The following is a 14213-nucleotide window of genomic DNA, read 5'->3' on the forward strand; positions in this document are numbered from 1 at the left end:
CGGATAAGCGCGGTCTTGCTCAAAACGTGGAATGCAGACCCAGTATCGGCGCGTGGCCCACGGTCTCAACTTCCCGTTGCTCGAGATCGTATTGCATCAGATAGCCCGCTTTCAGCTTGAGATTTTCGCTCACTTTGTGCGCCACGGCGATCTGAGTCCGCATCTCGGACTTGCCGATATCGCCTCCCGGATTTGAATTGCGCAGAGTGACGAAGCTCTCGATATCGGGCGAGAAGAACCAGGTTTTCCGACCGTCGAGCGGAATATCGGCGCCGATGCGGGCGCGCACACGGAGCCCCATCCGGCCGCCTGAGTTTTCAGCGAAGCGTTGTTCCAGCCGCAGACGCATCCGGGCTACGCTATATCGGCCGGTGGCTTGCTGCATGGTGCGGACTTCGTCGCGCCGTCCGTCATTGATGCGCCGTTCCACAGCCCCGGCCAGGGTCAGGCCCGAGCTTACCTTTTGCTTGGCCCACAGGCGAAAGAAATAGGTGTCAGGGCGCCCTTCGCTCTCGCGTCTGAGGCGCTGTGCGGTTTCCAATTTGACCGATGTGTCCTCATCAAGGGCAACAGCAATGGTGGGATTGAACCAGAATTCGATGTCATCGTCGGTTGCGTGAGCGGCGCAGGGCGTCGTGGCCATCAGAGCAACCCAGCATGCGTGTAAAACAGGTCTTGAGGTGAGAGGCATTGGAAAAATACCCCTTTGCCGGGCATGTCTTGCTCCGACGCGCGACCCCTCTCCCGCGAGCCCGAGCAGACGTTCAAAAATTCATGAAGAGCATGACATTGGCGATGTGGTCCGACCGGTCACGTCCATCGCGAAAGACGTGCTGATTGAGATAACCTGGTACGGCCTCAACACCGCGGGCGATGGGTATCGAAATCCCTGCAAAATTGCGCCACAAGGCCAGCCCGCCGCGCTGAACTGGCGTCTCATTGAGCGCGACAAGCGGCTCGGTGTAGACAACCAGCTTGTTGCGTGCGTTCAAGGGCGCCCTGAGCTGAACAAAGTTGCGAAAACGCCAGGCGAGTTCGCCGTCCTCTTCGAAGGTGCGTTGCTCCAGCCGCGTGCGCGAGTGGAGAGTTAATCCGCCTTTCTCGACCAGGTGGATGTTCAACTCTTGATAGAAACGATGTTCGTTGACTTCGGCCGGGCCCTCTGGATCAGTCAGGATATAGGCGTACCCACCGCCAAGATCGACGCGCTTTGAGATCCGGTATCCCACAAAGCTGCGCAAAAGCAGCTGGCCCAGCCGGTCCGCATCGTTGGTAAAACGCTCCTGCGCTTCGCCGCGTATGTAGACATCGTCGGTGATATCGATCGAGGCAAATTGAGCGCCCCAGATGTTGAAATCGTCCTCATTGGCGCTGGCAGGCGCAGCGGTGAGGGCCGTAAGAATGCCAAGGGCAAAGGCGCAGCGCATCGGAAAAATCCTGTTTGGCGAGAGGCGCGCTGCGCGGGCAAACTGTCGATACCGCGCTGGCCTCACAGGCGACGCTATGCCATCGCTCGCGTCAACCGAGTCGTAACCACGTTCTGAGGGAAAACGCGCGTATGAAATTCTTCGTCGACACCGCCGAGATTGACGACATCAAGGAACTGGCCGCCACCGGGTTGCTTGATGGCGTCACCACCAATCCCTCGCTGATCCACAAGTCGGGCCGCGATTTCATGGAAGTCACCAAGGAAATCTGCGGGATCGTTGATGGGCCGGTGAGCGCCGAAGTCGTCGCGCTCGATCACGAAACGATGATGAAAGAGGCCGAGGTGCTGCGCAAGATTGCGGACAATGTCTGCATCAAGGTGCCGCTGACCGTCGATGGCCTCAAGACCTGCCGCGCGTTGACGGGCGATGGCACGATGGTGAACGTCACGCTGTGTTTCTCCGCCAATCAGGCGCTGCTTGCGGCCAAGGCGGGCGCGACCTTCATCTCGCCTTTTGTCGGACGCCACGACGATAACGGTTTCGACGGGATGGACCTCATCAGCGATATCCGCCTCATCTACGACAATTACGACTTCGAGACGGAAATTCTCGTCGCGAGCGTGCGCCACGTGACCCACGTTCTGGAAAGCGCAAAGATTGGCGCGGACGTGATGACCGCGCCGCCCAAGGTGATCCATGGCCTGTTCAAGCATGTCTTGACCGACAAGGGGATCGAAGGATTCCTCAAGGACTGGGAAGCGACCGGGCAGAGCATTATCTGACCGCTCTGCGCTCCTGCGAAGGCAGGAGCCTAGCGAGATTTTTCGCAGCCCTGGCTTCCTGCTTTCGCAGGAAGTCACGAGTTGCTAACGAAAACCCATATGTCAGAAGAATCCCCCCTCGATCAGTTCAAACAGGCGCTTACCGGCGCCGCGCGCGCCATTTCGCACGATCCCGATGTCGAAGTGGCCTGGAGCGCGGACGTGCCGGGCGCGTCGGGCAACCGCTTTCGGGTGCCGCTGCCGGGGCGCGACCTGCCACCCGAACAGATCACCGAAGCGCGCGGCTTTGCTGACAGCTTTGCCTTGAAGCTGCGCCATCACGACGCCGGCCTGCACGCAGGCGCCGCTCCGCCCGAGCCGGTCGCGCGCGCGTGCTACGACGCGATCGAGCAGGTGCGCTACGAAGCGATCGGCGCCAACCGGTTTGACGGGATCAGGGACAATCTCGACGCGGCGACCGAGATGCGCACCTCGGGCGATTCGATCGTGCGCGCCTACAACGCCGCCGAAGTGCCCTTGCAGACCGCGCTGGCGCTGATGGTGCGCGAGGCGCTGACCGGGGAAGCGGTGCCCGACAAGGCCGAGCGGGGGGTGAGCCTTGTCCGCTCCGATATCGAGGCCAAGATCGGCGGCGATTTCTCCGCGCTGCTCGACAATCTCGACGATCAGGAGGCCTTCCAGAAGCTCTCGCTCGATATCCTGCGCGATCTCGATCTCACCCGCCCGACCGAAACGCCCGACGAAACCGATCAGGACGAGGGTGACGAGGAGGATGGCCAGGACGACGATCAGCCCGGCGATGACGAGCAGGAAGGCGACGCCGATCCGCAAAGCGCCGAGGTTGCGGGCGATATGGCCGAGGGCGACGGCGAGGGCGAGGCGGACAGCGATCTCACCTCCGATGAAGAGATGCAGGATGGCGAGCCGAGCGAAGAGGGCGATGCCTCGAACGCGCCGGTGCGCCCCAATCGTCCGCCGCCCGACATTCCTGAAGGCCTCGACTACAAGGCCTTTACCGAGAAGTTCGACGAGGAGATCGAAGCCCCCGAACTGTGCGACAGCGAGGAGCTTGATCGCCTGCGCGCTTATCTCGACAGTCAGCTAACCGGGCTGCAAGGCGTCGTCACGCGGCTCGCCAACCGCTTGCAACGCCGCCTGATGGCGCAGCAGAACCGCAGCTGGGACTTCGACCAGGAAGAGGGCATTCTCGACGCCGCGCGCCTTTCCCGCGTGGTCGTCTCGCCGGGGACCGCGCTCAGCTACAAGGTTGAGCGCGATATCGAGTTTCGCGACACGGTGGTGACGCTGTTGATCGACAATTCGGGCTCGATGCGCGGGCGGCCGATCAGCATAGCTGCGATCAGCGCCGACATTCTGGCGCGCACGCTGGAGCGCTGCGGGGTCAAGACCGAGATCCTCGGCTTCACCACCCGCGCGTGGAAGGGCGGACAGAGCCGCGAAGCGTGGCTAGCCGATGGCAAGCCGCAAGGGCCGGGCCGCCTCAACGACCTCCGGCACATCATCTACAAACAGGCCGACGAGCCCTGGCGCCGCGCGCGCCGCAATCTCGGCCTGATGATGCGCGAGGGGCTGCTGAAGGAAAACATCGACGGCGAAGCGCTACTCTGGGCGCACAGCCGCCTGATCTACCGCCCCGAGGAACGCCGCATCCTGATGGTGATCTCCGACGGCGCGCCGGTGGATGATTCGACGTTGAGCGTGAACAGCGCAGGCTATCTCGAAGCGCATTTGCGCGGCGTGATCGAGTGGGTCGAAAAGGTAAGCCCCGTGCAACTGGTCGCCATCGGCATCGGCCACGACGTGACGCGCTACTACCGCCGCGCGGTGACGATCATGGATGTCGAACAACTCGGCGGCACGATCATGGAGCAACTCGCGGAGTTGTTTGAGGATGAGAAGGGGCCGGGGAGGGGGCGGCGGTGAAGCTCTGGGTCCCAATCTCGCTGGCACTCGGCATGCTCTATTGGATGTGGGTGGATTCTCAGCTCGGCGTAACCGAGCCATGGGACTCTGAGCATTTCTGGTCGTACTACCTTCCCGCCTTGCCAATTGGCTTCCTGATCGGGTTTGTATCCCGGCAGCGAAGCGTGTTGATTGGTGGGATATTCGTTCTTGCCATGTTGCCGGTGATGGCACTCCAATCCGGTGTGGGGCCTCTGATCGCGGTGGGCATTTTGCTGCTCCTTTTCCTGTCAGCCCCGGCGGCTGTCTCAAGTTGGGTAGGAGGTCACCTCAGGCAGAAGCTATCTGGACCCCTGCCTTCGCAGGGGTGACGAAGAAAGAGAATCGATGAACGTCACCGAAGCCGTCACCAGCCGCCGCTCTGTGCGGGAATTCCTCGACAAGCCGGTCGAGCTCGAAACGATCCGCCGCGTCATGGACAAAGCCCGCTGGGCGGCTTCGGGCTGCAATTATCAGCCTTGGGAAGCGACCATCCTTACCGGTCAGCCGCTCAAGGATCTGCAGGCCAAGATCACTTCCACGCCGCCGCAACAGCTCGAATACGATTGGGACGCTCCCAAAACCGAGGACGCTTACAAGGAGCGTCTCTACGGCATTTCCAAAGGCATGTTCGAAGCGCTCGGCATTGCGCGCGACGATGGTGCGGCGCGCATGGCGGCGATGGGCCGCAACGCCACCAGCTTTGATGCGCCCGCGGTGATGTTCGTCTACTTCCCCAGGCTGATGAAAGAGCCGCAATGGTCCGATACCGGCATGTGGCTGCAAACGGTCGCGCTGCTGCTGCGCGAGGAAGGGCTCGATAGCTGTTTTCAGGAATTCATGGCCTACTACGCCGACGTAATCCGCGACCACCTCGGCCTCGATCACGAGCGCTACATGTTCTTTTGCGGCATGGCCATCGGCTATCGCGATCCGGACGCGCCGGTGAACAAATTCGAGCGCGAGCGTGTGCCTTTGGAAGAGCAGGTCAGGTTCGTCGGGTTCTGAGCTTCGTCATTGCGAGCCGTAGGCGAAGCAATCCAGGGCGATCGAGCCCGGCGGCTCTGGATTGCCGCGGCGACTGCGTCGCCTCGCAATGACGATGCGATTGACGGGTCGCTAAACGCTGGGCAAAGCGCAGTGTAGCTATGACCGATGATACAACATCTCATGATCTGTGCCTGTTCAACTCGCTGACCCGCGAGCTTGAGACCTTCACCCCCGTCCACCCCGGTGAAGCGCGTGTCTATTCGTGCGGGCCGACGGTCTACAACTATCAGCATGTCGGCAATATGCGCGCCTATGTGTTCGCCGATACGTTGGGGCGCGCACTGCAATACAAGGGCTATAAGCTCACCCACGTCGTCAACATCACCGATGTCGGCCACCTAACCTCGGACGCCGATGAGGGTGAGGACAAGATGGAGAAGATGGCGGCGCTTCAGGGTAAGTCGGCTTGGGATATCGCGGCCTTCTACCAAGCGGACTTCGAGCAGGATTTGCGCCGTCTCAATATCGAGCCCAAGCAGCATCCGCGCGCGACCGAATATGTCGACAAGATGATCGAATGGGGCAAGAGCATCGCCGACAAGCATTGCTACGAACTCGACAGCGGGCTCTACTTCGACGTCTCGACGATCGAAGATTACGGTCGGCTTGCGCGCGCCGTTACCGAAGATGGAGAAGGCCGCATCGACACGGTCGAGGGCAAGCGCAACGCCGCCGATTTCGCAATCTGGCGCAAAACGCCTGAGGGCGAAACACGCCAGATGGAGTGGGACAGCCCGTGGGGCAAAGGCGCTCCTGGCTGGCATCTGGAATGCTCGGTGATGGGCGAGGAATTGCTGGGCTTTCCCTTCGACATTCACACCGGCGGGATCGATCACCGCGAGATCCACCACCCCAACGAGATTGCGCAGAACCAGGCCTATTGCTGCGCGGGCGGGCTGTCCGAGGCGAGGAATTCGGGCGCGAACATCTGGATGCACAACAACTTCCTGGTGGAACGGTCAGGCAAGATGTCGAAGTCGTCGGGCGAGTTCCTGCGGCTGCAATTGCTGGTCGACAAGGGCTTTCACCCGCTCGCCTATCGCCTGATGTGCCTGCAGGCGCACTACCGCAGCGAGCTGGAGTTCAGCTGGGAAGGGCTGGAAGCGGCGCTGACCAGGCTGAAGCGGATGGTGATGGCGGTGCAGACGCTCAAAGCCCGACATGCTGAACTCGTTTCAGCATCCATCGCCGACGCTGCGCCATGGATGGCGGATGAGGGATGGACCCTGAAACAAGTTCAGGGTGACGGCTGGGGCAAGCTTGGACCATCCCTTGAGAAATTCGACGGCGCCATTTCGGATGATCTGAACACTCCCGTCGCATTGACGGCACTGGATGATGTTCTCGGAATGAAGAAGGTTGACCCTGTCAAGAAGGGCAAACTCGCCGCTGCCATGGACGAGGTTCTTGGCCTTAACCTGTTTGGTCTCACACGCGTAGACTTGCGCATCCGACCGGTCTCAGCCGAGATCACCGAAGCCGAAATCGAGGACGCGCTCGACCGTCGCAAGGCCGCGCGCGCTCAGAAGGACTTTGCGACCTCCGATGCCATCCGCGATGAACTTGCGGCCAAGGGCGTGGAGGTGATGGATGGCGATCCGCTGGGCTGGGAGTGGAAGCTCTCTTGATCCGTCATTGCGAGGAGCGTAGCGACGAAGCAATCCAGAGTTCGTAGCAGAGCGGCTCTACGTTGCCTCGCTTGGTTTATCCAAAGCGACTGCTGCAAGCGGTCAGCTGAAGGGCTCGCAATGACGAGGGAGAGGAAAGCATGACCAAACTCGCCATTTCCGGTCTCATCCGCCCGCTCCTTGAACCTCGATTTCCCGGCGATCTCGACGTGCGCTGGTTCATGACCAAGGAGGAGGCGATCGATGCTGTCGCCGACGCTGAAATCGGCTGGTTCGACATGAACGAGCAGGACGCGATGGCTGAGACATTGCTCGCGGCCAAGAAGCTCAAATGGCTCAATTCGATCTACGCCGGGCTCGATTTCCTGCCGATGGACGTGCTGATCGAGCGCGGGATTACCGTTACCAACGGCGCCGGGATCAACGCCATCACGATCGCCGAGTATGTCGTGATGGGCATGCTCGCTATGTCCAAGGGGTACCGCGACGTCGTGCGCGCCCAAGACCGCCGGGAATGGCTTACGGATTCGCCCGGCAAACGCGAACTCTACGGCTCGGAAGCCCTGTTGCTGGGCTATGGCGCGATCGGCAAGCTCATCAAGCCGCGGCTGGAAGCCTTCGATGTCGAAGTGACGGTGGTGCGCCGGACGCCCGCCGAGGGCGCGCTGACGCCCGATCAATGGCGCGGCAAGCTCGGCGAATTCGACTGGGTGATCCTGGCTGTTCCCGCAACGCCCGAGACCGACAACATGATCGGCGCGGACGAGTTGGCGGCGATGAAGCGGGACGCGGTTCTGGTCAACATCGCGCGAGGGGCGGTGGTCGATCAGGAGGCGCTGGTCGCGGCCCTTGAGGCGAAGTCGATCGGTGGGGCGTTCCTCGATGTGACCACGCCCGAGCCGCTGCCCGCCGAACACCCCTTGTGGGGCCTCGACAACGCGCACATCACCATGCACCTGTCCGGGCGTGCGCAGGACAAGATGTTCATCCGCAGCGCCGAGCGGTTCCTCGACAATCTCCAAAAATACCGCCGAGGAGAGCCGGTGTCCCCGATCTTCGATCCCGCGCGCGGATACTAAGGCGCGAAAACCCCTATCCTATTGCCAACCGCTTGACTCGCGTCCTCGGAAAGCTCCACGGGTCGTCGCGACTGTTACTCCGGGATCGAACACAGCCACAGTAATCCAGCGCCGCGCGTCTTGCGGCGCGTCCGGCCATGGAGACGTCCACGTGAGCGATACCAAGAAAGCGTCAGACCTGTTCATCGAGTGCCTTGAGGCGGAAGGCTGCGAGTACATCTTCGGTGTTCCGGGTGAGGAAAACCTCGATCTGCTTGATTCGCTTAGCCGAGCAAAGCGGATCAAGCTGGTGCTGACCCGCCACGAACAGAGCGCGGCGTTCATGGCCGCCACCTATGGTCGGCACACCGGCAAGGTTGGCGTGTGCCTCGCGACGCTCGGGCCGGGCGCGACGAATCTTGTAACCGGCGCGGCTTACGCAACGCTGGGCGGTATGCCCATCATGATGATCACCGGCCAGAAACCGATCAAGCATTCCAAGCAGGGCCGTTTCCAGATCCTTGACGTGGTCGATATGATGGGGCCGATCACCAAGTTCACGCACCAGCTAGCAAGCGGCGACAATATCCCCAGCCGAGTGCGCGAGGCGTTCCGTTTGGCGCAGGAGGAAAAGCCCGGCGCAACGCATCTGGAATTGCCCGAGGATATTGCGGACGAGCAGACCGGCAGCCGTCCGCTGCAACCCTCGCTGGCTCGGCGCCCCTCCGCCGAAGCGAAGGCGGTTCGCATGGCGGTTGAGGCGATCGAGCAGGCGCGCAAGCCCGTGCTCGTTATCGCGGCGGGGGCAAACCGCACGATGACGGGCCGGATGCTCAACCAGTTCATCGAGAAGACCGGTATTCCCTTCGTCACGACGCAAATGGGCAAAGGCGTCATCGATGAACGCCACCCGCTGTTTCTGGGCTGCGCGGCGCTCTCCTCAGGCGATTTCTGCCATCGCGCGATCGAGGACGCGGACTGCATCATCAATGTAGGCCACGATGTTATCGAGAAGCCGCCGTTCTTCATGCGTGACGCCTTCGACGATCCCAAAGAGGGCGGCACGAAGGTCATCCATATCTCGAACAAGACCGCCGAGGTGGATCCCGTCTACTTCCCCCAGATCGAGGTGATCGGCGATATCGCCAACGCGATCTGGCAGATCAAGGAAGCGATAACACCCCAGCAGACCTGGAATTTCGACCCCTTGCTTTGCTATCGCCGCGCGGAGGTCAGACACTCCGAACCGCTGGAGCAGGATGCGCGTTTTCCCATCTTCCCCCCTCATCTCGTCAAGCAAGTCAGGGAGGCCATGCCCGAAGACGCCATCATCTGCCTCGACAACGGGATCTACAAGATCTGGTTTGCGCGTAATTACACCGCCTACTTTCCCAACACGGTGCTGCTCGACAACGCGCTCGCCTCGATGGGGGCGGGGCTGCCATCGGCGATGATGAGCGCGATGCTCTATCCCGAGCGAGCGGTCATGGCGATCTGCGGCGATGGCGGCTTCATGATGAACAGTCAGGAGATGGAAACCGCGGTGCGCCTTGGGCTAAATCTCACCGTCCTCATCTTGCGCGACGATGCCTACGGAATGATCCGCTGGAAGCAGGCGAATATGGGCTTCGCCGATTACGGGCTGACCTATGGCAACCCCGATTTTGTCAAATATGCCGAGAGCTATGGCGCGAGCGGCCACCGGGTGGAATCGTCTGAACACCTGACCGAACTGCTCGCCTCATGCCGGAATACGCCGGGGGTTCATCTGATCGACTGCCCGGTCGATTACAGCGAGAACGACCAGATCCTGAACCATGATATCAAAGAATTGAGCGCGGACCTGTAACGCGGATCGGCACTGGAGAAGAGCCATGTCGCAGTTGAAAGACACCTACCCTCTCTATCTCAACAACAAGGCCGCGCAGCCCAACACCGATCTGGAAGTCACGGACAAGTACACCGGTGAGGTTGCCTTTCGCACGGCGCTCGCCGACCCTGAAACGATCGACACAGCGATTGTCGGCGCAGTGGCGGCGACCGAGCCGATGGGGAAGCTGGCGGCATACGAACGCCAGGATGTGCTGATGCACTGCGTCGCCCGCTTCAAGGAGCGCTTCGATGAACTGGCCTACGCCTTGTGCGTGGAGGCGGGTAAGCCGATCAAGGATTCCGAAGGCGAGGTCACACGGCTGATCGACACCTTTCGGATCGCGGCCGAAGAGGCGGTGCGCATTTACGGGGAGATCATGCCGCTCGACATTTCCGCGCGCGCCAGGGGCTATTCCTCGATGTGGAAACGCTATCCGATTGGCCCGTGCAGTTTTATCTCCCCTTTCAACTTTCCGCTTAATCTCGCGGCGCACAAGATCGCGCCTGCCCTTGCGGTGGGCTGTCCGTTCGTGATGAAGCCCGCCTCCAAGACGCCGCTTGGCGCGCTCATCATGGGTGAGGTGCTGGCCGAATGCGACATCCTGCCCGAAGGCGCTTTTTCGATCCTGCCCGCGCGCCGCGATGGGGCGGACCTGTTTACCGAGGATGAGCGCCTCAAACTGCTGAGCTTCACCGGCTCACCGGCGGTGGGCTGGGCCCTGAAAGCCAAGGCGGGCAAGAAGAAGGTCGTTCTGGAATTGGGCGGCAACGCAGCGGTTATTGTTGATCACGATGCGGACCTGGAAGACGCGTTGGAGCGGATCATCTTCGGGGCGTTTTACCAGTCCGGCCAGTCGTGCATCGGGGTCCAGCGAATCCTCATTCACGAAAATGTCTATGACCGCTTCAAGGAGATGCTCGTCGCGAAGACCAAGACGCTCGTGGCAGGTGATCCCAAGGATCCCGACGTGTTCATCGGCCCGATGATTTCCGAGGGCGAGGCGACGCGCCTGAAAGGCTGGATCGATGAAGCCGTCGAAGCGGGCGCGAGCCTTTTGTGCGGAGGCGGGTTGTCGCGTGGCAACATGCTGGAGGCGACGCTGCTTGAGAATGTCGACCGGGACGCGCGGGCGCTGAACGACGAGGCGTTCGGTCCGCTCGCGGTCCTGATCAAGTTCGCGGATTTCGATGAGGCGCTCGCTGAAGTAAACCGCTCCCAATTCGGCCTTCAGGCCGGCATCTTCACGCGCGACCTGTTCAAGATGTTCGACGCCTGGGACCGACTGGAAGTGGGCGGCGTCGTCATCAACGATGTGCCCAGCTACCGGGTCGACAACATGCCCTATGGCGGCGTCAAGGACTCGGGCCTTGGCCGCGAGGGCATCCGCTTCGCGATGGAGGACATGAGCGAAATCCGCAATCTGGTGGTGCGGCGCGCTTAGCCCGCTGTACCTGAGGAGGCGCTTACACCTCCTCAAGCAGCAGCAGGACGCACGTCACCACCATGCGCTCATCGGCGCCGAAGCGGTGGTCCACTTCGCGCACGCTGGCGTCGGCGACCAGTTGTCCGGGAATGCGGAATTCGTGCTCGGGCAACTCGGCGATGAAGGTCTCCCCGGCTTCGACCGCGTCGCAGCCGTCAAAGTCGAGCACGACTTCATGGCGGGTGCCGGTGAAGGTGATCGACGACCACGCGCTTTCTTCATGCGTCACCACTTCGCCGTGGCTTTCGGCGAGCGCGAGCAGCGCCGCCCGCAGACGGTCTGCGGTCGAGCGGCGCGGGCGGTAACGCGCCGGGCGCGCTGGAGTTGCATTCGCGGCTTTATCCGATTCGGCGGATTTGGTTTCGAGCAATTCGATTTCAAACATGGGCAAACCCCTTCGTTTCGCTGGCGGCTTCGGTTGGGACGGGGGCTGGGTCCGGAACTGAGGCCGGGACTGGGGCCGGGGCCGCGACTGTGCGATAGCTTGCCATCCAGGCCAGGGTGCGCGCCTCGGTCTCGGCGCGCGGGATCCGCCCCATCCGCAAGTCGAGCACAAAGCGAGGGTCGTGCGCAGCGAGGCGTCCGAACTTGGTGGCTGGCATATCGTGCTCGCGCAGGAATTGTTCGACTTTCCGAATCAGCATGACGGTGGTTCTCCCTGTTGTTTGTGTGCGGGTGGGTGGTGGTTCACCGAGCGACCGATCCCGCGAATCGCCCGGTGTTCTTGAAACGTTCCACGCGAAATCCTACTTGTCTAGGAAAAATCCTTCATGTAGGAAGAATGGCATGACCAAATCGACTGAAACTCCGCTGTCCGGCGCCCGTGCGCGCCTTCTCGCACTCTCGCAGGAGCGCGGGGCAAGCCTCTCGAGCCTGTCCGAGATGCTAGGTCGCAACCCGAGCTATCTCCAACAATTCATTCGCAAAGGATCACCGCGAAAGCTGGAGGAGAGTGATCGCCGCACACTGTCGCAGTTCTTCGGTGTGGATGAGAATGAGCTCGGTCCTGAAGGGTCTTCTTTAAAGGAAAAATCCTATATCAGGCGGCAGGATGATCTTACGCCGAGCTATGTTGACGTGCCGCGGCTCGCGATTGGCGCGTCCGCCGGGCCGGGTTCGCTGCCCGATGCTGAGGTCGTGTTCGACGCGTTCAAATTCTCACGGCGCTGGCTAACCGAGCAGGGGCTGGAGCACGGGCAGTTGTCGGTGATTACGGTCGAGGGCGATTCGATGGAGCCGCTGCTCAATGACTGTGACGAAATCCTGGTCGATCGCTCGCAACGCGCGTTTCGCGATGGCGTGCACGTCGTGCGGCTGGGTGAGACGCTGATGGTCAAACGCGTGGCGAGCGCTGGGGCGGGGCGGTTCTCGCTGCTAAGCCAGAACCTGGCCTATCCGCCGGTCAATGTGGAGGCTGACGAGGTGGAGATTATCGGTCGGGTTGTGTGGAAGGGCGGGCGGATTTAGATGGGCGCCATGACCGACCAACCGCTTCCCCCCATGCGCGCGGCAATCCTTCCCGTGACGCCGCTCCAGCAGAACTGCTCCCTCATTTGGTGCACCAGGACCATGAAGGCCGCGCTGGTCGATCCTGGGGGCGATCTCGACAAGTTGAAAGCTGGCGTCGCCAAAGCGGGCGTGACGCTGGAAAAGCTGCTCATCACGCATGGGCATCTCGATCATTGCGGGCAGGCGGGGATGCTCGCGGATGAGCTTGGGCTACCGATCGAAGGCCCGCACAAGGATGATCTGTTCTGGATCGAGCAATTGGACGATGACGGCGCGCGCTGGGGGATGGAAGCCAAGACGTTCACACCCACGCGCTGGCTTGAGCATGGCGACACCGTGACGGTCGGCGATCTCATGCTCGATGTCATCCATTGCCCCGGCCACACGCCCGGGCATGTGGTGTTCTTCCATCGGCCGAGCCGGTTTGCGATTGTCGGCGACGTGCTGTTCCAGGGCTCGATCGGGCGCACGGATTTTCCGCGCGGCAATCATCAGGATCTGATCGATTCGATCACCCAGCGCCTCTGGCCGCTCGGCGAAGACATCACCTTCATCCCCGGACATGGTCCCACCAGCACGTTTGGTCAGGAACGCAAGAACAACGCGTTCGTCTCGGATTACGCTTTGTCCTGATCGCCCGATGCGGCCTTGTTCATCGCGTGGCTCTCGCGCTTGAGCGGGTGCGACACGGGGCAGACTTCCTGCACATAACCGTCGAGCGTGTTGGTCAGGTTTTCGCGCACGATCCGGTAGTGAACGAACTGCCCGCGCTTTTCGCTTTCGATCAATCCGGCGTTTTGCAGCACGCTGAGGTGCTGGGAGACCGCGGGTTTGGAGATGTCGAAGCGGTCCGCAATCTGCCCCGCTGTCAACTCGGTCTCCGAGAGATAGGCGAGGATCTTGCGGCGAACGCTGGATGCAAGGGCTTCAAAGACTTTCTGCATCGCCCCGATATATAAGCGCTTGCCTAATTGCTTACTGGTTTGCGGGTAGCGCTGGGAGAACGATAAGGGTTCCGCGGGATGGAGCGCGGCCAATGACGCGCGAGACAAGGCCCTTCGCACAATACTTGCGCTCCAGAAAAATTTCGCTATAGGCAGCGGCTTTCCGACACAACCGGGCCGGAACGCTGCGCGACAACGCTTGCGCCGCCTGCTGCGGACCCCTAAGTGCGGCATCGAGTTACCTGAGCGCCCCGCGCTGCAAACGCATGAATTTTGAGGAATTGGTGTAGCCATGGCTGTCCCAAAGAGAAAAGTATCGCCCCACCGCCGTGGCAATCGCCGCGCGCATGACGCGCTGAAGGTTGAAGCCTTCCACGAATGCCCGAATTGCGGCGAACTCAAGCGCCCGCACAATGTGTGCGGCCATTGCGGCTATTATAACGGCCGTCAGGTGCTGATGCCCAAGGGCATCTGATCACACATTTGAGTGAAGG

General features: G+C 61.4%; 15 protein-coding genes. 10 read left to right on the plus strand and 5 right to left on the minus strand.

All coding sequences use genetic code 11. The features are described 5' to 3' along the window. Nucleotides 1-19 precede the first annotated feature (19 nt). Nucleotides 20-643, minus strand: coding sequence for a DUF2490 domain-containing protein (locus QNI87_RS09760; protein ID WP_300596020.1), 624 nt, complete (start codon nt 641-643; stop codon nt 20-22). A 121-nt stretch (nt 644-764) separates the two neighbouring features. Then, nucleotides 765-1427 carry a DUF2490 domain-containing protein gene (locus QNI87_RS09765; protein WP_300596021.1) on the minus strand — a complete coding sequence of 221 codons (663 nt, stop codon included), beginning with the start codon at nt 1425-1427 and terminating at the stop codon, nt 765-767. A 131-nt stretch (nt 1428-1558) separates the two neighbouring features. On the opposite strand from QNI87_RS09765, the gene fsa reads away from it, so the two are divergent. The 7 genes from fsa (at nt 1559) to QNI87_RS09800 (ending at nt 11224) form a co-directional block, all read left to right on the plus strand. After that, entirely contained in the window at nt 1559-2212 is a 654-nt protein-coding gene (fsa, locus tag QNI87_RS09770) for a fructose-6-phosphate aldolase (RefSeq protein ID WP_300596022.1), read from the plus strand. A 99-nt stretch (nt 2213-2311) separates the two neighbouring features. Continuing rightward, nucleotides 2312-4156, plus strand: a complete 1845-nt coding sequence (gene cobT, locus QNI87_RS09775) for a cobaltochelatase subunit CobT (protein ID WP_300596023.1) — start codon at nt 2312-2314, stop codon at nt 4154-4156. A 366-nt stretch (nt 4157-4522) separates the two neighbouring features. Continuing rightward, nucleotides 4523-5182, plus strand: coding sequence for a nitroreductase (locus tag QNI87_RS09780; protein ID WP_300596024.1), 660 nt, complete (start codon nt 4523-4525; stop codon nt 5180-5182). A gap of 140 nt (nt 5183-5322) precedes the next feature. Beyond that, nucleotides 5323-6852, plus strand: coding sequence for a cysteine--tRNA ligase (gene cysS, locus QNI87_RS09785; RefSeq protein ID WP_300596025.1), 1530 nt, complete (start codon nt 5323-5325; stop codon nt 6850-6852). Nucleotides 6853-6992: 140 nt separating this feature from the next. Further along, nucleotides 6993-7931 (plus strand): D-2-hydroxyacid dehydrogenase, encoded by a 939-nt coding sequence (locus tag QNI87_RS09790; RefSeq protein WP_300596026.1) that lies wholly within the window; start codon nt 6993-6995, stop codon nt 7929-7931. Nucleotides 7932-8082: 151 nt separating this feature from the next. Next, on the plus strand, nt 8083-9759 hold the full coding sequence (locus QNI87_RS09795) for an acetolactate synthase large subunit (protein WP_300596027.1): 1677 nt from the start codon (nt 8083-8085) through the stop codon (nt 9757-9759). Between the two features lie 25 nt (nt 9760-9784). Then, nucleotides 9785-11224 carry an aldehyde dehydrogenase family protein gene (locus QNI87_RS09800; protein ID WP_300596028.1) on the plus strand — a complete coding sequence of 480 codons (1440 nt, stop codon included), beginning with the start codon at nt 9785-9787 and terminating at the stop codon, nt 11222-11224. A 22-nt stretch (nt 11225-11246) separates the two neighbouring features. Here the strand turns inward: QNI87_RS09800 and QNI87_RS09805 are convergent, their stop codons facing one another. Both QNI87_RS09805 and QNI87_RS09810 read right to left on the minus strand, forming a co-directional pair. Beyond that, nucleotides 11247-11651 (minus strand): hypothetical protein, encoded by a 405-nt coding sequence (locus tag QNI87_RS09805; RefSeq protein WP_300596029.1) that lies wholly within the window; start codon nt 11649-11651, stop codon nt 11247-11249. Continuing rightward, the gene (locus QNI87_RS09810) at nt 11644-11910 is read right to left on the minus strand and encodes a hypothetical protein (RefSeq protein WP_300596030.1); all 267 of its coding nucleotides are present in this window, start codon (nt 11908-11910) and stop codon (nt 11644-11646) included. Before QNI87_RS09810 ends, QNI87_RS09805 begins: the two co-directional genes overlap by 8 nt. 142 nt (nt 11911-12052) lie before the next feature. Between QNI87_RS09810 and QNI87_RS09815 the strand changes: the two genes are divergently transcribed. Beyond that, on the plus strand, nt 12053-12733 hold the full coding sequence (locus QNI87_RS09815; RefSeq protein WP_300596031.1) for a S24 family peptidase: 681 nt from the start codon (nt 12053-12055) through the stop codon (nt 12731-12733). A gap of 9 nt (nt 12734-12742) precedes the next feature. After that, nucleotides 12743-13408, plus strand: a complete 666-nt coding sequence (locus tag QNI87_RS09820; protein WP_300596032.1) for an MBL fold metallo-hydrolase — start codon at nt 12743-12745, stop codon at nt 13406-13408. On the opposite strand, the gene QNI87_RS09825 is transcribed toward QNI87_RS09820, so the two are convergent. Then, entirely contained in the window at nt 13393-13719 is a 327-nt protein-coding gene (locus QNI87_RS09825; protein ID WP_300596033.1) for a metalloregulator ArsR/SmtB family transcription factor, read from the minus strand. The genes QNI87_RS09820 and QNI87_RS09825 overlap by 16 nt on opposite strands. Before the next feature lie 292 nt (nt 13720-14011). Between QNI87_RS09825 and rpmF the strand changes: the two genes are divergently transcribed. Further along, nucleotides 14012-14194: a 50S ribosomal protein L32 gene (gene rpmF, locus QNI87_RS09830; protein WP_300596034.1), complete on the plus strand. Its 183-nt coding sequence runs from the start codon at nt 14012-14014 to the stop codon at nt 14192-14194. The last annotated feature ends 19 nt before the right edge of the window (nt 14195-14213 follow it).

The sequence above is a fragment of the Erythrobacter sp. genome (genome assembly GCF_030066995.1).
GTDB lineage: Bacteria > Pseudomonadota > Alphaproteobacteria > Sphingomonadales > Sphingomonadaceae > Erythrobacter.